This is a genomic window from Alteromonas lipotrueae (genome assembly GCF_019249215.1).
In the GTDB taxonomy this organism is placed as follows: Bacteria; Pseudomonadota; Gammaproteobacteria; order Enterobacterales; family Alteromonadaceae; genus Alteromonas; species Alteromonas lipotrueae.
The window spans coordinates 1-21,624 of record NZ_JAESDI010000025.1; the positions used below are offsets into that span (position 1 = coordinate 1).

Here is a 21,624-nt window from a genome sequence, read left to right on the forward strand (position 1 = left end):
AGTGATTAATCCCATCAGAAATGCGGCGTGAATCCATCAATGGAGCCTGTGCAGTCGCATCTATGCTGTGGAAGGTTGTAGATGGGGGATACTCCTTCCTTGTAAACGCTAGCATAAACTATTGGAATAGTAGGGATAACCCATCCATGGGGCCTTCGCTACAGCCCGCATGCTGTAGAGAGTTTCCGAAGTGCACAAAGCCTTCATTCTATGGTGCTAGTCACCAGTTAACTCTTCAAGTTTTGTGCGGTTGCGGCGGGACAACGTGAGTGTATCGCCAGAATTTAAAATAACTGAATAATCCCCTTTTTCATTGGGGCGGAGTTCAGAAATAGCGTGGCGTTTAACTATAGTCGAGCGATGGATGCGAATAAAATCGTCTGGATTCAGTTGCTCTTCCAGAATGGTCAGCGTTTCACGGTGCAAAACGATATTACCGTCTTCGAGGTGAAGCTCTGCATAATTTCCGGCTCCATTAATATATAATATGCAGTCAACGTCAACTAGCCGAATTCTACCTGGATCACGAATGACTAATCGTTGCCGGTAGCTATTTTTATTATCAATAATCTCTTTGATTACTTCGCCAATCTGGCTGAAATTACTTCGGCTTCCTTCAAGGAATTTTTGCTTCACTTTACTCAGTGTTTTTTCGAAGCGTTCGTCATCAAAAGGCTTCAAAATATAATCGATGGCATTAAGTTCAAACGCGGTAACTGCATAATCGTTAAAGGCGGTAACAAAGACAATAATGCTATTGCTCGGAAGTTCTCGAGCCACTTCAATGCCGTTTGATATTGGCATTTCGACATCCAGAAACACCAAGTCGGGTGAATGCAGTTTTCCGAGCTCTATAGCTTGTCGGCCGTCACTCGCTTCCCAAATATTTCCCACACCTGGGGCATTAGCTAGCAGCAATTTAATCGTTTCTCTGGCTAGTCTTTCATCATCTGCAACGAGTACATTAAACATCCATTTCTCCCGTCGGTATTGCTAGTTGAGTTTCAAACATGCCATTTTCAAGCGTACGCTGTTCAAGGTTAAAGTTATCAAACATTTTGCTAAGGCGTTCTTTGGTTGTGGTTATGCCTATCCCGTATCCTTGATGCTTGTCTTGCTCACACACCGCATTTAATAGGTTTATTTGCAACATGCCTTTCAATTTCGTTATACGAAGTTGAAGCGGGTTTTTCTTTGTATCGGATTGCGCCCCGTGTTGCACCGCGTTTTCAACTAAAGGGTGTAATAACATGTTTGGAATTTTCAAATTCATACAGTCTTCTGAAACCTGTATGGAAATATCCAATTTATCTTCGAAACGTAGTTTTTGGAGTGCGAGGTAGTTTTCTATGAATACTATCTCGTCTTTAACCTTAATGTTTTTGTCACCTTTGTGTCCAAGTATGGAACGTAACATCACACTCAATGAAGACAGTGCTACGACTGCTTCTTGTTGATGTTGCAATCGCACTAAGCTAGAAATTGTGTTTAATGCGTTAAATAAAAAATGGGGGTTTAGTTGAGTGCGAAGTGACTTAAGTTGCTCCTCTACCAATTCAACTTCAAGTCTTCCAATTTCCATGGTGGCGTTGAGATTTCTTTGATAAAGGCGTGTGCCAAATGCAATGCAAAGAATACTACCGTAAATAAGTAAATCGATGTGCGCACTACCAGATAACACTTTTTGTAGCGAAGTAATATTGTCGTCCCAACTCCTTGATACCAATAATCCGCGTATAAAAGTAGATGCAGTGAAATAAGCGAGCAGGAGCAACGCTCCCCCAATGAGATGTCCGACAATTTGATGTAAGGGTTTTACATCGTCCTTATCTAGTGTTCTTGTCAGAATAAATACAGCAGCCGTCAACCAAATCCAATTTAAGTACCAAGGGCTTAACAGTACCCAAGTTTTGCCCCAACTTAAAGCATACTCCGTTCCCAAAGCACTATTGTACTGCACGTAGGTTACTACGCTTAATAGCGCAAACCATGTACAAATACAAGCGATCCAAAAATACCTCCCTAATAGGGGAGCCTGGGTATTTTTTTGCATTCCAATTTGGCCTCTACAATTATTTCGCTTAGTAACGTATTTAGCAGAAATACGTTTTTGCTTTAATTGGCGCGAAGAGTAGTCAAGTTGCCCGGTTACGGAGTCAACCGCATCATTTTCTTGTGAGAAATTTGAATGTATTAGCTGTGCATTATAATCACCGCCTTAGGGATTCATGCAATACGTTTGTTGTTAATTTTCATGTTTTTTGTAAAAGAATGTATCTTAGATAAGTTGGGGGGAATGCTATATAATTGATATATATTACTTTATTGTCTTTTTAGCTCCTGTTTACAATCTAATTTCCATTTGTCCCTCTGTTTCCGCCTTTTGTCACACGATAGTGGCACTTTACGTATATCACGTAGCGCAAAACAGTATTTCTCCCTAGGTTCACTTCAGATAGCTGTGCTATCGAAAAAACACAAAAAATGAACTACCAAAGGTAGTCTCCCAGGGAGCTAAATATGTACACAAAAACCAAGTTGGCCAATACGATAAAGATGTCCCTAGCTATTGGAACCGCATGCACGTTAGCAATACCTATCAAAGTACTGGCGCAAGACACTGCTGAACAAGAGCAAGCCATCGAAAAAATCGCGGTTACAGGCTCAAGAATTAAGTCAGCGGAACTCGCCTCAGCCTCGCCATTGCAAATACTCGACGCAAGCGATATTCAAGCGTCGGGGGTGGCAAATATTCAAGATTTATTACTCGAAAATCCGGCGTTTGGTACACCTGCTATCAGTCGAACGAACTCGAACTTCTCAACGGCTAGTGCCGGGGTATCAACAATCGATCTACGTGATCTGGATACGGCGAGAACGCTTGTTCTGGTTAATGGTCGCCGCTTTGTATCAGGTGTGCCTGGTAGCTCAGCGGTTGATTTAAATACTATACCTGCCCAGTTTATCGAACGTATCGAAATACTCACTGGGGGGGCATCAGCGGTTTACGGTTCTGATGCTGTTGCAGGGGTTGTTAACCTTGTGATGAAAGATGAATTTGAAGGCTTAGAAATGAATGCCCAGTTTGGTCGTTCTGCAGAAGGTGATGCAGAAGAGCGTCAAATTGCACTGACCACGGGAACCGAGTCCTCGGACGGTCGCGCGAGTATAATGGCGCATATTTCTTATACTGATCAAGGCTCGGTATTCTCAAGAGATAGGGAGCGCTCTGCAATTGACCAATTATCTGGAATCTATTTTGAAGATGATCCTGTTGCTAACCCAGATTCTATTTTTGATGCGGTTCAGCCTTTCTTTTCTTCGTTCCCTCCACAAGGACGATTTGATGCCGGCGGCACCCGCTATACGTTTGATTCTGATAATAATCTTCAAGAAGGTTTTTCAACTAATGGAGATGGTACGATAGGACCAGATGGGTTTAATCGATCTGCGTTTAGAACAATTGCAATCCCAACTGAGCGCTATTTGATGGCAGTAAATGGGAAATACGAGCTCAATGATGAGCATACCTTATTTTTTGAGGGGACTTACTCGAACGGTTCTACCACCACCGAATTAGAACCTTTTCCTTTTGCGTCTGACAACATCTATTCAGATGGGCTTGTGCCTTTAGAGTTTCTGGTGAATGGTCAATTGGTGGCAAATCCATATGTTCCTGACGCCATACTTAATTCGGCTGTTGATGGTAACGGCGATGGTGTTAAGGACTTATTTTTTGCTAAACGTTTACAAGACGTTGGTAACCGTGGAAATACAGCCCAACGAGACACATTTAGAGTACTGGTGGGAATGGATGGCGAGCTTTTCGATGATTGGTACTACGATGTATTCTACTCGTACGGTCAAACGAAAGAAGCGCAAGTTTCGAATGGACTGGTTAATGTTCAAAACTTCCGATATGCATTGGAAGCAATAACAGATGTAGATGATTTTGATGGCGATGGTATTACCGATGAAGCCATTTGCTTAGATGAAACAGCGCGGAGTTTTGGCTGTGTGCCGATTAATATCTATGGATTCGATTCTATTTCTGCAGAAGCAGCAGCCTATGTTTCGGCCCCAGCATTATTGTCTACAGAAGTTACGCAAGAAGTCATCGGAGGAAACTTATCTGGTGAAGCGTTCCAGCTTCCCGCAGGCCCCTTGGGAGTGGCGGTTGGTTTTGAGTATCGAGAAGAGTTCTCGCGCAGTGAGTTTGATGCATTGCAACAAGCGGGGCTGAATGCTGGGAATGCAATACCTGCTACTCAGGGTGAATTTGATGTGACAGAGTTTTATGTGGAAACACATATTCCTGTGTTCGAAGGGTTTAACATTAAAGCTGCCGTTCGGGCGTCTGACTATTCTACGGTGGGCAGCACGTCTAGCTGGAATGTAGGCTTCAATTATGCGCCAAACGATCAAATACGCTTTAGGGTTATTCAAGCTCAATCAACGCGAGCGCCTAACATCGACGAGCTTTTCCAACCTGATAGTCAAACATTTCCGACTGGCTTAATCGACCCGTGTGTGTCAAATACGTCATCGCGCTGTTTAGCCGATACGGGTGTGGCTGCTAATATTGCTGAAAATGGCAGTTTTACGTTGAACCAATCTGATATTCAAGGGATCAGTGGTTTCGATCGAGGTAATCAAAGTGTGACCGAAGAGGTTGGTACATCTACCACCGTAGGTGTTGTGTATACGCCCGAAAATATCTCAGTATTAGAAGATTTTGATTTCACAGTCGATTACTTCGATATCGAGATTGAAGACGCTATTGTATCGACACCTAGGCAATTCATTCTTGACCAGTGTTATGGCGGAGGCGATGAATCTTTTTGTGATTTTGTGACGCGTCGTCCAACTGCAGTGGGTAACAATAGTGCTGGATCTATCGAGTTCATAGATAGTGCGGTTTCAAACAGTGGTGGCGTTACCTTAGAAGGTGTGGATGTTACGGTGAACTACAGTACTGATGTGGGTGGCGGTGATTTATCAGCAAGACTCGCCTACACCTACTTAATAGATGGCGCAACCACGCCATTACCTGGCGCGGCAGAAGATCCGTTCGTGGGCGAAATAGGAACCTCAGAGCACAAAGCGTTCTTTAATTTAGGTTATCGTTACGACGATTTGAACGTGGTTGCTAGACTTACCTACATTGGCGCCGCGGATTTTGATGATCAGTTTTTGGCTGGATTTGACATCGCGCCTGGCGGTGTAGGCATCGATGCAGTCACGTACGTTGACCTGCAAGCAAGCTATCAACTGACTGATATTATAGAAATATACGGCGGTGTTGATAACTTATTCGACAAAGAGCCGCCTAAAATTTTATCTGGGGTAACCGGTAGCGATACGGGTACAGAAACCGACGCAGGTACTTACGACCCTATTGGGCAAGAGTTCTATTTAGGTGTGCGTGCTACGTTTTAATACTTTGTTTTAAAGGAAGTTAGTGTTTTTGACTAAGGTTAAATTCACTTTTAAAAGCCAGCACATGTTGCTGGCTTTTATGATTTTTATAAGTCGTAAAAGCAGGTTACCTCGCGAAAAATACCCTTTATCACACTAGATGGTAGGTTTATCACAACACACTGGTTAACTATTGCGATTCTTTTACACTGGTCAGCGTCGAAATGCAGTTTCGGCAAATACATTACCAAGTAGGTATGTATGTTAAACTGGACCTTCGGGCTGAAGTGAAAAACTTCAGCCCATTTTTTGCCCGCCAATACATTCCCACCTTTGGGCATTTTCTAATGGGTCAGCCCCACTTATCGAATAAGTTTGAGAATAAATCTCATTTGCATTGAGTCGCTGTGTAAAATCTGTATTATCAACCACCTCGAACGATTGAATAGCCATGAATAAGGAATAGTAAAACATCTATGCGCTTCTCATTAGGCAGTATTAGACAATGGCATTGGATAAGTGGAGCGTGGTGTCTTGTCGGCATATTACTGTTTTCCTTAACGGGTATAACACTTAATCACGCTGCAGATATTCCTGCCAATAAAAAAGTGACTGAAATAGAAGCTACGTTGCCTGCATCTGTAATAGATGACTTTGTGGCGTTGCCAGAGGGTGACGCTGTTATTCCTTATGTCTTGGTGGATTTCGTATCTGATAAGTATGGTGTTGCTATCCCTGCTTCGGTGGTGGGTGAATGGGACGGTATTGAATATTATGCGTCGTGGCCCGGTCCGGGTACAGATAGTTGGGTGGCTGTAGATAGTGAACTTAAAATGGTCACTTTTGAGAGTGTGGATAGGGGATGGATTTCGTATTTCAACGATCTGCACAAAGGTAGAAATACAGGAGTAGTGTGGCCTTGGTTTATCGATATTTTTGCTGTTGCCTGCATTATTTTTAGTGTCACGGGTTTGCAGTTACTTATGCGTCATGCACCCAGTAGAGTATCAACTTGGCCTGTAACTGTTCTGGGCGTATTAATTCCATTTGTCATTTTGCTGTTATTTGTACATTAGCGGTTTTGGGACGTGAACTTGAAAAGGAGTGAAAAGATGAAAGTGCGAAATGGTCTTGCGATAGCGTCTGGTGCGCTAGGGCTTATGTTAGCCTCGCCAGTCTCTATGGCTGCGCAGTCAGTAACGCTTGATATAGCCTTACCTCAGCTAGATGTAGCTGAGTATCATAAACCGTACGTGGCTGTATGGATTGAAAACAGTAAGCGTAAATCGACTCAAGTCGCGGTGTGGTATGACGTCGATATGCGTGAGCACGAAGGTAAAGAATGGCTTAAAGATCTTAGGCAATGGTGGCGTCGTGGTGGTAGAAGTTTAGATTTACCTTTCGACGGTTTAACCAGCGCGACGAAAGGTCCTGGTGCGCACGTCATCGATACTCAACTTAATAGCGCCTTAGCGCAGTTGAGTGACGGAGATTATACCCTTCGTGTAGAAGCATCACGTGAAGTGGGTGGCAGAGAAGTATTGTCTATTCCATTTAGTCTCCCTTTATCAGTAGAAATACTCCCCGTTACGGTGGAAGGCAAATCAGAAATTGGGCGCGTTTCATTGCGTCTGGAAGATGAATAAACTCTCAGAGGACATTATGAAAAAATTATCAGTTACTACATCAATCGTGGCAATAACCGCAATATTAGCCGTGTCATTTTCTGCCAGCGCTCACCGCGCATGGATATTGCCAAGTTCAACAGTGCTATCAGGTGAAGATTCTTATGTAACGTTTGACGCCGCTATCTCAAATACTATCTTTCACCCAGATCATTTTGCAATGAATACTGACAACTTAGTCGTGACCGCGCCAAACGGGGAAACGATTGAGACTGAAAATAGAACCCGTGGAAAATATCGCACCACTTTCGACGTAAAGTTGGAAGAGGAAGGGACTTTTAAGATCACGTCTTTCAGTTCGGGTATACGTGCCTTTTGGAAAGATGACGAGGGTAAACGCAAAATGTGGCCTGGTCGTGGTGAGGCTTATGTAGCTGAAGAGTTTGCTTCATCAGTACCGAAAGAGGCATCAGAATTACGTATTACCCAAGGCTCTCGTCGAGTGGAAACCTTTGTAACCCTTGGTGAGCCTTCAGAAAAGGTATTTACACCAACTAACGAAGGCTTAGAACTTATTCCAGTAACTCACCCGAATGATTTGTTTGCTACAGAAGCCGCTACCTTTACTTTGCTTATCGACGGCGAACCTGCAGTGGGTGCAGAAGTTGAAGTTGTTCGTGGTGGTATGCGTTACAGAAATGACCAAGAAACGATTTCGGTAACCTCTAACGACGAAGGTCAGTTTGAAGTTACTTGGCCAAAAGCAGGCATGTATTTTGTCGAGATTGGTTATAAAGATGATAAAGCTGAAAAGCCAGCAACGGTAAGAACGGGAAGTTACTCAGGTACTTTCGAAGTGCTACCGCTATAAGCTTAGGCATTTACTGAGATACTTTAAAAGTACCATGACTGAAACTCACCGTTTACTTATTGCACTATCTAGCATCACGCTTTATGTGTTGTGGGTAGCGGTGATTTTTTATAGGAATAGGAAAAAGCGCTCCGTCACCGATCCCCTAACAGACAATACACATGTAAAGAGCCGCGATAGTAAAAATCAAACCCTTATTGTTTATGCCAGCCAAACCGGCACCGCCGAAAAGATTGCGCGGGCTAAAGCGGCGGCATTGGCTGAGCGTGAAATGATTACTTTGGTTTCCATGGCTTCGTTAAATCTTGCGATGCTCGGCAACGTATCGAAGGCGCTGTTTGTAGTTAGCACTTATGGTGAGGGTGAGCCGCCGGATGCAGGCACTCGCTTTTATCACGCTTTGCAGCGAGCCAAAAAGAGTGGGGCCACACCTTTATCGAACTTGTCATACGAAGTTATCGGTTTGGGAAGTCGGGAATACAAACAGTTTTGCCGTTTTGCAGTGGCTCTTTATGAGAACGTAAGCTTACTGGGCGGTACGCCATTAACATCACTCACCACATTAGATAGTGGAAAAGGTGAACATTTAGTCCATCTTAATTCTTTAACGACTGAACCATCTGAACAAATGCAACCTTGGGTATTAGAACACCGAAAACAGCTCAATCAAGACGATACCCGTGGCTTATATGCAATGACCTTAAAGCAGCCGCCATCAGCCCGTGAGGCTGGTAAAGTGCCAATAGCTTGGGAAGCGGGGGATATCATTGATATTTACCCTGCCATGGCGCATGGGTACCTTTCTATGAAAGAGCCTTCGAGCCGGAACTTAAAAGAGCCTTCGAGCCGGAACTTAAAAGAGCCTTCGAGCCGGAACTTAAAAGAGCCTTCGAGCGAGAACTTAAGAGAGCCCTCGAGCGAGCACTTAAAAGAACCCTCAAGCGGGCACCCAAGAAAACGAGTCGGACGTTCGTACACCATAGCCTCGGCACCGCAAGAAAATGACTTGAAGCTGATAGTAAGAGAAGTACGAAAAGAGCATGGTGAACTAGGCTATGGCTCTGGTTTTTTAACGAGCAAATTGGCGATGAACCAGCCCGTATATGCGCAAATACGTAAAAACACGAATGCGGTTATCACCGATACGCAGTGTCCATTAGTGCTTATAGCGGCCGGAAGCGGTATTGCAGGCGTTAGAGCGCAACTTGCTAAACGAGCCATGCTTAAAGATGGCGGGCCAGTGTGGATTTTTTACGGTGAACGAAGCCCAGAAAAAGATGACATTTTGCCCAAAGCGCTATCTCCTTTTCACAATGCATCGTGTATTCATAAACGCTCGGTGATTTTTTCAAAGCCTTCTTTAGAGCCAAATATTGCACCAAATCAATATGTACAACACTTGATAGTAGAACAAGCTGATGCTTTGAAGGTATTCCTAGGTGTTAATGATAGTAGCGGTGTCAATTCCGAGGCTAGTCGCAACGCGCAAATTTATGTGTGCGGTCATTTTGAAGGAATGGGTAAGGGGGTTGATGCTGCCTTACAGGATGTACTTGGTAAACAGTACTACAGTATGCTTGTCGATAAAGGTCGATATCACAGAGATCTTTATTAAACTAAAAATCCGCTTATCACCGTCAACATCTCCTATGCATTTATAACTATTAAAAGTTTACCTCCGAAATATGCCAGCCAATTGCGTCTTTAACAAACGCATTAGGAAGTTGTAGATAATACTATTGCGGATAGCTATGAGTAAAAATACACAGGGTTGATTGGTATGGAGGCTGAAGGCATAACATAATGAGTTAACATTAAATTAACAAGCAAGTGTTATGGCTAAGATCCCGCGAAGCAAATCCAATGACCAGAACTCCAGCGAGTACAGCACAGAGATGGCGGCAACTCGGCGTCAATTCGTGAAAGATAAGACTGGCGCTGAAATGAATCATGTCGGTACATTTTCAATCGAGCCAGATACTTTGCCGGGCAATATAGAACACTTCACCGGTGTCGCCCAAGTGCCTATTGGGTTAGCAGGCCCATTGGTCATCGAGGGCGTAGATGCTCACGGGGAGTTTTATGTTCCAATGGCAACTACCGAAGGGACGCTAGTTGCCAGTTATAACAGGGGGATGCGGTTAACTGCTGAATCGGGTGGGGTTAAAACTACGGTTATTGATGATGCCATGCAGCGGGCGCCGGTATTTGTGTTTGAAGATGCGCGCGCTGCACTAGCATTCGGAAAATGGGTCACTGACAACTTTGAATTAATTAAAGCCAAAGCAGAAGAAACGACTTCGGTAGGTAAGCTGCGTGATATCGAGCAGTATGCCGTATCAAAAATGCGTTGGTTACGTTTTAACTTTACCTGTGGCGATGCGGCAGGGCAGAACATGGTTAGCAAGGCCACGCGACATGCTTGCCAATGGATGCAAGCGCAACACATAGCTGGGCTTGAACACTTTGCCCTATCGGGTAATTTAGATACCGACAAGAAACACTCTTTTGTGAATTCCCTACATACCCGAGGTAAGCGTGTGGTTGCCGAGGCCACTATTCCTGCTGATTTAATGAAATCATTAATGCATTGCTCGCCGCACGCCTTATTCAAGCAACGCCAGTTGTCTAATATGGGGGCATTTGTGGCAGGCAGCGTGAGTAATGGAGCCCACTTTGCCAATGGGATTACTGCACTGTTTATAGCCTGCGGCCAAGATGTCGCAAATGTAGCCGAATCATCAGCAGGGTATACCTACAGTGAAATTACCCCGAATGGCGATTATTATTTTTCTATTACTATCCCTTCACTCGTCGTAGCATCTTATGGCGGTGGTACTGGGTTAGCTACGCAGCGAGAGTGCTTAGAAACGCTAGGGTGTTATGGCAAAGGTGGCGTGAATAAGTTGGCTGAGATCATTGCTGCTACTGTATTATGCGGCGAGCTATCGTTAGGTGCGGCGGTAGTGGCAGATGAGTGGGTATCCAGTCATGATGAATATGGTCGCAATCGCCCATAGCTTTTTTCGTGCAAGCCACTCGCGTAACTATTAATAATAGTGATTATTGTTGAAAAGTAACAATATACGGGTGAGTCTATCGGTTATAACAATCTTGATAATATAAAAGCGTTTTACGCATGAACCTACTTACCTTTTCCTTCGCCTTTTTCATTTTGGTGGTATCAATGACCTTTTCGTCTTCTACATCTGGGGCTTCTGACCACAACACTGATACGGCCAGTGCGAGTAAACAAAAGACCGATACAGTCAAAATGTCAAATGAATCTCCATTAACAGTGTCAGCTAAAACGGTACCGCTGCCAAGTGCCGCAAGCGATGAACTTAAAAGCGCTATTTCCCAATACCCGATGCCATCGGTTGATGAAGTCAGTAGGAATACTCCTGAATCTGTAGCGCAGTGGCGTGAAATGATTCAAACAAGAAATGGGGAGCAAAAAAAGAAAATCAAAAAAATGCGCAAGCAGTTTGATGTTGATGTGTCTTTGGAAAAAATTAATGGCGTACCGGTCAGGCGACTTACGCCAAAGACAATTGCCCCTGAATTTAAAAACAAGGTATTTATTGACGTACACGGTGGCGCTTACGTGTTTTTTTCCGGGCTGCCCAGCATAGAAGAAAGCTTGTTAATTGCCCATAGAGTGGGTATTACAGTGATTAGTATCGATTATAGCATGCCACCTCATGCGCCATTTCCAGCAGCACTTAACGATGTAGTGTCGGTTTATAGCAGCGTGGCTGCAGAACATGGCGCACAGAACCTTTTTATAGGTGGCACATCTGCAGGAGCAGGCTTAGTGCTTGCTGCCGTGCAAACGCTTATTGCTGACAAACAACCGTTGCCATCAGCAGTGTATGCCGGCACCCCATGGGCTGATTTGACGAAAACCGGCGATACCCTTTATACCAATGAAGGTGTTGATCGTATTTTGGTGACATACCAAGGATTTTTGGAAGCAGCGGCTAATCTATATGCTGGAAGTGAAAGCTTAACCCACTCCTCTATTTCCCCTCTTTATGGCAATTTTGATGGCTTCCCGCCTACGTTTTTAATATCAGGCACGCGAGATATGTTTCTAAGTGATACGGTGCGGGTGAATCGGAAGTTACGTGATGTGCAAGTACGCACTCAGTTAGAGGTTTTCGAAGGGTTATCCCATGCCGATTACGTTGTTGCTTATGAAGCCCCAGAATCTCACTCTGTATACCAAGAGCTTAAGCAATTTCTACTAAGCGTGTGTACTAAAAGTAGCGACTAACCGCCGTTAATGACGGTTAACAACTTAAATGTACGACCTAGCCGGTTATTGAATAAGCATTACTGGTAAGGCGATACAAATACCAATAAGCACAACACACCAAGTAATGAGTGCCGCTATATTGGTTTTAGTGAGTACATCCTGGCGGGTGTTAATAAAGGGCTGTTTAACCTTTTTGTGACTAAGCCAATACACTCCCAGTGAAATACCAAGCGCGGTTGAAAAACCAATCACGTTCCACCAAAACCAAAATACATCTGGTTGGGCTAGCCACAGATAGATGTTTAAAAGCACGCCTGCAATAAGCCCAGTATTAACCTGCTTTGCTGAAAGATGTTTTGTGCACACGCCTAGAAAGAATGTCGCAAGAATAGGCCCGTAACATACAGAGCCAATCTTATTGATGGCCTCAATAATAGTAGGGGCAATATCGTCTACGACGAATGACAAGCTCAATGTGAGCAATCCCCAAAACATGCCTGCATACTTAGCAACCTGAAGGGTACTTTCTGGCGACAGGGTTTTACCCACCACACGACAATAATCTTCAACTGAAACTGCCGCTAAACTGTTCACCGCAGAACTTAAAGACGACATAGCTGCAGCTAAAATGGCCACCAACAACAAGCCTAAAATACCATTTGGTAGATAGTTAACAATGAAAATAGGCATCAGCCAATCAGGTTGGTCGGCAGGAATTTGTGCTAAAAATTCAGGGGTGGTCAGAGCCAATGTACCAATGATTAAGCCTGCAAAACAGTAAATAAGGGTGATAGGGAAACGTAAAAAGCTGGCGGTCATGATTATTTTCTTTAAATCACCTAGGCTTCTCGCTGACAGCGAACGCTGGGCTTCTGATTGGTCGCAGCCGTAATACGAAGCGTATAACACGATGCCACCAAAAATCATGGGCAGCAGGCCGAAACCTTCGCCATCAAACCCATAAGATGCGGTGTTTAGTGTAGTGAGTCGTTCAGGCTGCACTTGCTCAAGAAAGCTTGTCCACCCGCCTATGTGATATAGCCCAAAACCTAAACATACCAAGGCCCCTGCGACTATTAATACCATTTGCACAGCATCACCATACACTACGGCTTTCATGCCACCTTGAAGGGAATAAATGAGGGTTATAACCCCAATTAACAACACGCTTTGCCAGAACGCTAAGCCCATGGTGCTTTGCAGGATGATAGAAATCGCATAAATCATGACGGCGGTGGCAAAAGAACGGCTTATTTGAAACACCACGCTAATGAGCACCCGAGAAGAGCGGCCAAAGCGTTGCTCTAAAAAATCATAGACGCTGACTACGCCTGAGCGATACAAGGTAGGCAAGATAAAATAGAGTAGGGCTAGCATGGCAAGGGGAAGCGCAAGCTCGTATGACAACCAAATAAGACCGCCACCTTCTCTTAACCCCACAAAAGCAGGGGCCGAAATAAAGCTAACTGCAGATAGCTGCGTGGCCATAATGGAAAGGGAAAGTGGCTTCCAGCCCAGCTGTCGATTAGCAAGAAAGTAATCTTTTTTACTCACTTGCTTTCGAAACACAAACCCCATGATTAACAAACCCACGAGGTAGATAGCCACTACCGTGAAATCGACAAAGTTCATAGACGCTCACCGAGCAGATGCACAGCTATATTTGAAGTGTGTTGTAACTCGAGTAAAGCTGAAGTGAGAGCACCAAATACAAGCGTGCTTACAGTGAAAAGAAGGTTGTACTGGCGCGGCATAAATCTTCCCTGATAGTGAGCGTACGAGTTCGTTACTATTCAGATACGTTACCACAGGGTTCAAGCATGTGCTAAAAAGTGTTCGAACCACACCACGGCGGTTCGAACACGTGAAGTTATGAGCCGAACATCACCACAAGTACAGCCACTACTGCACCTAATCCCGCTATTCTAAGCCCATTTTTATACATAGGCAGCTTAGGCATAAACATCAAAAATGCAGAGATGACGAAAAACAAAAGTCCAACACCGAAGCTAATGTTCAACCAAAATAATGGGCTGTTATTCGTCGCCTTGTGAAGCTTAACCATTTTTGCCAACACAAGAGGGTAGTCTTTACGAGTAATAGTAGCGACACCATCTGCCTTGTCATAGGTTCCCATATTTAACACAACTTGGCTGGCATTCTCTTCAACCACCTTTAAACCTTTCACCTTAATTTTTGATGCTACTTGTTTTCCGTTCAAGTCTAGAGACAACTGACGGACTTCAGTTTTATCGAATTTCAGGAAATCGGTGGGGCGAAAAATGAGTAACACGCCACTGATAGCATAAATTGCCATTATGCCTGCTAAGAAAAAGCCTAACCATCGGTGATATTTACGGACGGCCATATGAAATTTTGGTGATGCCATAACTGCTTATTAATAGAATTATTTATTGATGAGCCTTTATAAACGAGACTGAGCGGTATTTGAAGGGTGTAGGTAAGATTAACGCTATATTTAGCAGCTATTTTCTTTAAGCCTGCTACTTTTGTTGTAAATGATTGGTAGAAGCCACAAAGCTAGCATGGTACGAGCAGTGTAAAAAAGCTGCTACCACAATAGACTTTGGTCTAATATGGCGACGTCAAAAAGTAAATAATGTTTTAATGTTTAGATAAGCGTTTTTTAACGACAGAAAAGCGTTGTATATGCGTTTAAAAAAGAAATTGAATAATGCGGTGCAACATCGACACAGGACAATAATATGCAGTCAATAGCCATAGTATTACTCGGGATCGTGGGCATGCTCCTCGGGTGGTTCGTTTATTCGAAATTTATTGCCACGAAAATATTTAAACTAGACGATAACTTCACTACGCCTGCTCACGAGCTGCAGGATGGTAAAGATTTTGTACCTACCAATAAAGTGGTGCTCTGGGGGCATCACTTTACGTCAGTTGCTGGGGCTGCGCCAATTGTAGGGCCAGCTATCGCCGTGTACTGGGGCTGGGTGCCTGCCGTACTTTGGGTGATTTTCGGCACCATACTGTTTGCGGGTGTGCATGATATGGGGGCCTTGTGGGCCAGTGCTCGTCACAAGGGTAAATCGATGGGAGCTTTGTCTGAAAGTGTTATAGGCAAGCGTTCTCGTTCATTGTTTATGATTGTTATCTTTCTCGTACTATTAATGGTTAACGCCGTTTTTGGTGTGGTAATAGCAAACTCGTTTGTCTCTCAGCCCAATGCGGTTTTCCCTGCTTGGACGGCAATTGCCGTGGCCCTTGTTATTGGTCAGTTATTGAAACGCAACTTTGGGTTAGTGCCTCTTTGCCTTGTGGGTATCGTGGTGCTTTATGCCTCGGTTTATGCCGGTAGCTACATTCCTATTAGCTTGCCAGAAACCATGTTTGGTTTAGCTGACAAAGCGAACTGGATTATTATCTTATTTATTTACGCTGCCATCGCTTCGTTATTGCCAGTGTGGATGTTACTTCAACCCCGAGACTTTATTAACGGTATGCAGCTGTTGGTTGGCTTATTCCTACTTTATGGTGCGGTCTTCTTTGCTATGCCAGACATTACCGCGCCTGCCTTTAATACACAGACGGCCATGGACTCTCCCAGCTTAATTCCCTTATTGTTCGTTACGATTGCCTGCGGTGCAGTCTCAGGTTTCCACGGTATTGTGGCCTCAGGCACCAGCTCTAAGCAGTTAGATAAAGAAACTGATGCACGCTTTGTCGGTTATTTAGGGGCGATTGGCGAAGGTTCTTTGGCATTGATTACCATTGTTGCGGTTAGTGGTGTGGCATTTGCGGCCTCTCCAGAAGAATGGCATGAAGTCTACAGTCACTTAGGTGCAGGTAGCGTAGGTGCGTTTATTAGCGGCGGCGCGGCGCTTATCCATCAAGGATGGGGGCTGCCCGAAGCCTTTTCATCAACCATACTGGCGGTAATGGTCGTGCTGTTCGCGGGCACAACCATGGACTCTGGTGTTCGTCTTCAGCGTTACATTATTCAAGAGTGGGGCGATATTTATAAATTGTCAGCACTTAAAAATGGTGTGGTAGCCACTTTCTTAGCGGTTGCTTGTTGCTTACTGCTAGCGTTCGGCGCAGGTGGTTCATCAGGCGGTGGCGGTATGATCATTTGGCCGCTGTTTGGCTCTACAAACCAAATACTGGCTAGTCTTACCTTGTTGGTTATTTCAGTCATGCTGATTAAGATGGGAAGACCAGCCCGTTACACATTAATACCCATGGTATTCGTTTTGGTCATGGCTTTCTTTGCTGGGCTAATAAAGCTTAAAGAGTATTATCTTGCTGAAAATTACCTATTAGTTTTCCTAGATGCTGTGGTGCTAGTGGTGTCTGTGTTGGTGATGCTCGAAGCATGGTCTGTTGTGGCTAAACTTCGTAGCGGACATCAAGACGAAGTGGGCGAGAAGGAATAGCAACAGCGGTAAAAATAGTGGCTAGCGGCTATCACAACATTGTTGAGTGCTAGCTTTATACAAAGCCGACGTAGAGCGTTATTCTCTGCGTCGGCTTTTTTGTAGGCAATCGGGTTATTCGATGAGGTGGATTACTTATCGTTCATTCACGGTAGGCGCGTAAATTTGCTATCATACGCATTCGCCTGATTTGGTAAATTTACCGCCAAGTAAATTGGTACATTAAGCTGGAAGCTGGAAGCTGGAAGTCGGAAGTCGGAAGTCGGATAGCAAGTCAGCAAAGCAAATCAGCAAGTGAAAAATATAAATGTTCAACGCGGTTCGTTTGGAGTGGTATGACTGACCTAATGCTATTAGTGCAAAATTTTATCAGCCTATTTATGGAGTCTGCTCCGTGGCTGTTACTTGGCCTGCTGGTGGCGGGGATTATGCACGAATTGGTGCCGGTTAGCTTTTTAGAACGTCATATGGGAAGCAGCTCTACAGCCTCTATCACCAAAGCCGCAGTAATAGGTGCTCCATTGCCTTTGTGTTCTTGCGGCGTTATCCCTGCGGCCATAGGGCTGCGTAGAAGTGGCGCGTCTAAACCATCGACAATTTCATTTTTAGTTTCTACGCCTGAAACAGGGGTAGACAGTGTCTCTGTTTCTTACGCATTACTAGGCCCCCTGTTCGCCATTGTTAGACCAATAGCCGCTATTGCTAGCGCAATCTATGCCGGTCTTATGGTGAGATGGTTTGATGACGCTAAGCGTCAGAAAGCAGAGCATTCAGATGCTCACTCTCTTAAGAGCTCTCATCAGCACCCTCATAAACACGCGGGCAGTGTATCTTGCTGTTCAAGTGAAGCCTCTATAGCTCCAGAGCAAGAAGAAGCCGCATCGCTGGATAAAGTACAAACTAGTTGTTGTGCCAGTGAAAAGCCAACCACAAGTTGTTGCGACGACACGCCAGCTATTCAGGGTAAATCAGTAAAACAAGCGAATAAACTCACCCAGGTGCTTCGTTATGCCTCGGGTAAGTTGCTAGAAGATATTGTGGTATGGCTACTTGTGGGCCTAGCTTTAGCCGCGGCCATTAAAACTTGGGTGCCAACGGATTTTCTCACTCAATGGGGCGATGGGGTTATCGCGATGTTAGTCATGGCCGTCATTGGTATTCCAATGTATATTTGTGCTACGGCATCTACGCCGCTCGCGGTGGGCTTTTTAGCTGCCGGATTATCACCCGGTGCGGTGTTGGTATTTCTCATGGCGGGGCCGGCTACTAATGTTTCTACCATGGGCATGATTAAGCAAGAAATGGGTTTTAGAACCCTTTGTTTATATTTGTTTAGCGTTATTTCTGCCAGTATTGGGTTTGGCTATTTGCTTAATTACGGAGTGTCAGCATTGTCGTTAGAAGGCCTAATTCACATGGAAAGCCAACTGCATAGTCATGGCGCTAACATTCAAGCGCTCTATGCGGCGTGCGCCATTCTACTTGCTGCACTAATGGCTCGATTAGGCGTTAAAAAAGTTAGCGCCAGAGTAGCGCAGCGTGAAGATAGCCACCAAGACTGTTGCGGCTAAGATAAAGCTCAAGATTATTGAGTAACTTCCGCTCATATTTACCTATATTTTAAGTAAATTGTTCGGTATTCGTAATTAATTCACTTGTGCCCTTGTAAGTCCCGTTAAGGCTTGCATAATGGTCGTTTGCTTCATACTCCGATTATCGGAAAGGACTCATGTTTTTACTCATCGTTTATGTACTGATTGCCTTGGGCTTTTCTTTTTTATGCTCAATTGCTGAAGCAGTCATTTTAAGTGTGTCCTCAGCCTACATCTCTGTTTTAGAAAAAGAGAATCGTCCTAGCGGTATCTTGCTACGAAAGCAAACCGATAATATTAATACGCCGTTATCGGCAATTTTAACGTTAAATACTATTGCGCATACCATGGGTGCTGCTGGCGCGGGTGCACAAGCGGCTAGTGTATTTGGCGAAGCATACTTAGGCGTGATTTCAGCGGTATTAACACTACTTATCTTAGTTTTTTCTGAAATTATTCCTAAAACCGTCGGTGCAACCTATTGGCGTGGATTGGCGCCAGTAACAGCCTATTTCCTTAAGTATCTTATTATAATTCTTAAACCCTTTGTGGTGATGTCTGAACTGCTCACCCGTGGATTTAAAGATGACAGTCCACTTCGAGGGTTAAGTCGCGGAGAACTTCACGCCATGGCCGAGCTATCGGGTCAAGAAGGGCAGTTGGCCAACCACGAGGCGGTATTTTTACAAAGCTTGTTAAGCTTGCACGAATTAAAAGTAAAAGATGCCATAACACACCGTACAGTGTTGTTTTCAGTGGCAGAGTCGATGACGGTAGAAGTGTTTTTCCACAAACACGCGCATATCGAGTATTCACGAATCCCCATTTATGAAGACAAAGACTCGGAAAACATCACCGGTTATGTCATGCGTTCAGACTTATTAGTAGCGCAAGCTCGCGGGAATACTGATAAACCCTTATCTGAATATGCTAAAGACATGGTAACCATATTAGGCTCTATGCCTTTGTCGGTAACCTTCGACCATTTTATCGATAAACATGTTCATATGCTTTTAGTGGTAGATGAGTATGGTGGATTGGAAGGGGTGATTACTCTTGAAGATTTGCTAGAGCGCTTGCTAGGTGTGGATATTATTGATGAAAAAGACACAACGGTAAGTATGCGCAGGCTGGCGAAAATGATGACACGCCGCAAAGAGCGAATGATGGTCAAAAACGTACCCGATGAGTCACTCGATAAGTCTAAATCCAATGGTAACGCTGATTAGTTCTGTTCAGTCGATTCGGTAGGTAACCGCAAGCTGAAGCAGATTTTCGTGGAAGGCCTCGCTAGATACCGATGCAGCGTTTAAAAATCTCAAGTTTTCTTGGCGGCCTCGATTCACTTGCCACTCGGCAGATAATGCTATTTTCGAGCTCATTGCATAAGTGTAATTAACGGTAATGGCTTCCCCTCGGCTGTTATTGGGGTCATTTATGGTGTTGTCGTTATCTATCACTTGATACCAATCTAAACGTGTAGAAAGTTGATGTGCTTCATGGGTATACGTTGCAGCAATGTAGGCCGCGTAAAAGTCATTGTTGACAATATTTTCCCCCATCAAGGTATCACCTATCAGCGCTTGCCCGAAAAAGGTTACATTGCGGTTACGCATATGGCGAAGGGTTAACGCGTGAAATCGCGTGCGCCAAGCATATATCCTGTCAGGGTCGAAAATGAGTGGGTTGGCACGGTTATCGTAATAATAGTAACGTAGCTCTGAACGGCGCTTATGGGCTAAATGCACACCTGCGTAATAACCTATTTTAGTATCAATTTCACGAAAGGGATCTGTCCATGCCCAAGCGCCTATTCCTTCTTCAGATACCACGCCAGGAATGGGAGTGAATTTCACTCTATCATTGTTCAGCGACTGCCTGTCGTGTAGCGCAAAACCACGCCAAGATAACACGGTGCCTGTGGTGTCGTTACCCTTAAATAGGCTTCCTACCACTTTCCATGACCAGTCACGCCTTACTTGCCTGCCGTTTTGTCTTAAGCTTGCCTCTACACCGAACGTACGAAGTTCTTCGCCAAACCAGCTATTAATGGCTGAATTAGATAGAAAGTGTGGTGACAGCCACCCCATGTCGGTGTTTTCGGCAGAAATTGCAGGGTAGAAAAAGCCAAGCTTAACTTCTGGTTTAATCGTAGATGGAGTGAGTGGTCGGTATTGAGTATAGAGTTGGCTAACCCCGAGTTTTTGTTCTCCATCACTATACCCATTGGCCACAGCATGAAACTGCCAATCATCGCTGAGCACTTTATTGTACGCCAGGGCCGCTTGAGATAACGCGACTGCATTATTTTCAAAGCGCTGGTGGGAAGCGCCATTTTTTTGAAATGTACCAGCATTATCTGCTGAAAGAATGCTACCTCTAAGCAACAACCTTGTATCTGAAAAAGCGTGAAAACTGATGAAGCAAAAAATAGCGAGAATACAGCGGCTGAACATTAATAATCACCAAAACCATCGTCGAAATCATCATCGCTTGCTATCACTTTTGTTAAGGTTAGTGTGAAGCTTTTATCGCTGGTTAACTCAACTTCAGATTCAATAAAGGGCTTCTCGTTTGGCGCGTTAGGATGCCAAAACTCAACACTGTACTTGCCAGCGGGAAGTGAGATACCGGCGTTACCGTCATCTGCGGTTTTTACAAAATAAGGGCTATCGGCAATAACGATGTAACCTAGCATCCAATCGTGAATATTACAGCCAATATCCACAATTCCAGCTTGCTCAAAGAACAATGGTTCGGCGGTAAATTCTTTGTATAGCTTTAGCTCAAACTGCTTAGTGGGTGAAAAAGAATAAACATGATGGAACACGTTATCGGCGTTAGGGAAGGTAACTTCTGTGTTCTTCTGTACTACAAGTACATGAGGGGCAAACTGCTTATTGATTTGATTCATAATTGCAGTTTTAGGTGTTGATTCTGCTTCTGAGTTTTTAGTTTCTGTGCTGGGTAAATCAAACAAAGGGGTGAAGATAACTACGCCGTCTTTTACGGGGGACTGTTCGGCGTCTAATAGGGTTATTGATGCGGTTACATTATCTGCAAGCGCATTAAATGGCGCAAGCATTACAATAAAGGCTAGCACAGCACGCTTATTGAAGTTTTGCGCCACGCGGTTAAACCAGCAAATGTTCGGTGTAAAAAAGCATGATCCACACATTAGTTCATTCATCTAAGAGTAACCCTATCTTTTGCTAAAAGCTGTTTTTTCAGTCATATAGAGACCGGAGGTAAAGCTGGTTTATTTCACAGTATTGTAAGCGTTTATATGAGCATCTATGTAAGTGTTTAAATAAGCGCATTGATTAATAATCTTTCTTTACGCTGCCTAACTTTATGGATGACGTTAGGCCAATCTTTAAGGTGCATTTACACATAAACGAGGAAAATACCTAGCAAGATATAATTATTAATAAAATAAGAC

Annotated in this window: 16 protein-coding genes; 10 read left to right on the forward strand and 6 right to left on the reverse strand. The window is 44.1% G+C overall.

Features of this window, described 5'->3' with window-relative positions:
- Window positions 1-216 precede the first annotated feature (216 nt).
- The gene (locus tag JKP82_RS19925; protein WP_218398446.1) at window positions 217-972 is read right to left on the reverse strand and encodes a LytR/AlgR family response regulator transcription factor; all 756 of its coding nucleotides are present in this window, start codon (window positions 970-972) and stop codon (window positions 217-219) included.
- Window positions 965-2,053, reverse strand: coding sequence for a sensor histidine kinase (locus JKP82_RS19930; protein WP_159533649.1), 1,089 nt, complete (start codon window positions 2,051-2,053; stop codon window positions 965-967). The genes JKP82_RS19925 and JKP82_RS19930 overlap by 8 nt, the downstream gene beginning before the upstream one ends.
- A gap of 467 nt (window positions 2,054-2,520) precedes the next feature.
- Between JKP82_RS19930 and JKP82_RS19935 the strand changes: the two genes are divergently transcribed.
- The 7 genes from JKP82_RS19935 to JKP82_RS19965 all read left to right on the forward strand — a co-directional run bounded on the left by JKP82_RS19935 (window position 2,521) and on the right by JKP82_RS19965 (window position 12,193).
- Window positions 2,521-5,439, forward strand: coding sequence for a TonB-dependent receptor domain-containing protein (locus JKP82_RS19935; protein ID WP_159533647.1), 2,919 nt, complete (start codon window positions 2,521-2,523; stop codon window positions 5,437-5,439).
- A 455-nt stretch (window positions 5,440-5,894) separates the two neighbouring features.
- A complete protein-coding gene (locus JKP82_RS19940) occupies window positions 5,895-6,494 on the forward strand; it encodes a PepSY-associated TM helix domain-containing protein (protein ID WP_218398448.1) in 600 nt (199 codons plus the stop codon).
- Between the two features lie 36 nt (window positions 6,495-6,530).
- Complete coding sequence (locus JKP82_RS19945; protein ID WP_159533643.1) at window positions 6,531-7,064, forward strand: DUF2271 domain-containing protein; 534 nt, start codon at window positions 6,531-6,533, stop codon at window positions 7,062-7,064.
- Window positions 7,065-7,080: 16 nt separating this feature from the next.
- Entirely contained in the window at window positions 7,081-7,914 is an 834-nt protein-coding gene (locus JKP82_RS19950; protein WP_218398450.1) for a DUF4198 domain-containing protein, read from the forward strand.
- A gap of 34 nt (window positions 7,915-7,948) precedes the next feature.
- On the forward strand, window positions 7,949-9,529 hold the full coding sequence (locus JKP82_RS19955; RefSeq protein WP_218398452.1) for an NADPH cytochrome P450 oxidoreductase family protein: 1,581 nt from the start codon (window positions 7,949-7,951) through the stop codon (window positions 9,527-9,529).
- Window positions 9,530-9,749: 220 nt separating this feature from the next.
- Entirely contained in the window at window positions 9,750-10,934 is a 1,185-nt protein-coding gene (locus JKP82_RS19960) for a hydroxymethylglutaryl-CoA reductase (protein ID WP_218398454.1), read from the forward strand.
- A gap of 119 nt (window positions 10,935-11,053) precedes the next feature.
- Entirely contained in the window at window positions 11,054-12,193 is a 1,140-nt protein-coding gene (locus JKP82_RS19965) for an alpha/beta hydrolase fold domain-containing protein (RefSeq protein WP_218398456.1), read from the forward strand.
- Between the two features lie 45 nt (window positions 12,194-12,238).
- Here the strand turns inward: JKP82_RS19965 and JKP82_RS19970 are convergent, their stop codons facing one another.
- The gene (locus JKP82_RS19970; protein WP_218398458.1) at window positions 12,239-13,807 is read right to left on the reverse strand and encodes a sodium:solute symporter family transporter; all 1,569 of its coding nucleotides are present in this window, start codon (window positions 13,805-13,807) and stop codon (window positions 12,239-12,241) included.
- 238 nt (window positions 13,808-14,045) lie between these two features.
- On the reverse strand, window positions 14,046-14,564 hold the full coding sequence (locus tag JKP82_RS19975) for a PepSY domain-containing protein (RefSeq protein ID WP_218398460.1): 519 nt from the start codon (window positions 14,562-14,564) through the stop codon (window positions 14,046-14,048).
- A gap of 337 nt (window positions 14,565-14,901) precedes the next feature.
- Between JKP82_RS19975 and JKP82_RS19980 the strand changes: the two genes are divergently transcribed.
- The 3 genes from JKP82_RS19980 to JKP82_RS19990 all read left to right on the forward strand — a co-directional run bounded on the left by JKP82_RS19980 (window position 14,902) and on the right by JKP82_RS19990 (window position 19,411).
- Window positions 14,902-16,590, forward strand: coding sequence for a carbon starvation CstA family protein (locus JKP82_RS19980; protein WP_159533628.1), 1,689 nt, complete (start codon window positions 14,902-14,904; stop codon window positions 16,588-16,590).
- Between the two features lie 335 nt (window positions 16,591-16,925).
- Window positions 16,926-18,161: an SO_0444 family Cu/Zn efflux transporter gene (locus tag JKP82_RS19985; protein WP_218398462.1), complete on the forward strand. Its 1,236-nt coding sequence runs from the start codon at window positions 16,926-16,928 to the stop codon at window positions 18,159-18,161.
- Between the two features lie 158 nt (window positions 18,162-18,319).
- A complete protein-coding gene (locus JKP82_RS19990; protein ID WP_159533624.1) occupies window positions 18,320-19,411 on the forward strand; it encodes a CNNM domain-containing protein in 1,092 nt (363 codons plus the stop codon).
- A gap of 6 nt (window positions 19,412-19,417) precedes the next feature.
- Here the strand turns inward: JKP82_RS19990 and JKP82_RS19995 are convergent, their stop codons facing one another.
- Window positions 19,418-20,638, reverse strand: coding sequence for a hypothetical protein (locus JKP82_RS19995; RefSeq protein ID WP_159533622.1), 1,221 nt, complete (start codon window positions 20,636-20,638; stop codon window positions 19,418-19,420).
- A complete protein-coding gene (locus tag JKP82_RS20000; protein WP_218398464.1) occupies window positions 20,638-21,372 on the reverse strand; it encodes a methylamine utilization protein in 735 nt (244 codons plus the stop codon). The genes JKP82_RS19995 and JKP82_RS20000 overlap by 1 nt, the downstream gene beginning before the upstream one ends.
- Between the last annotated feature and the right edge of the window lie 252 nt (window positions 21,373-21,624).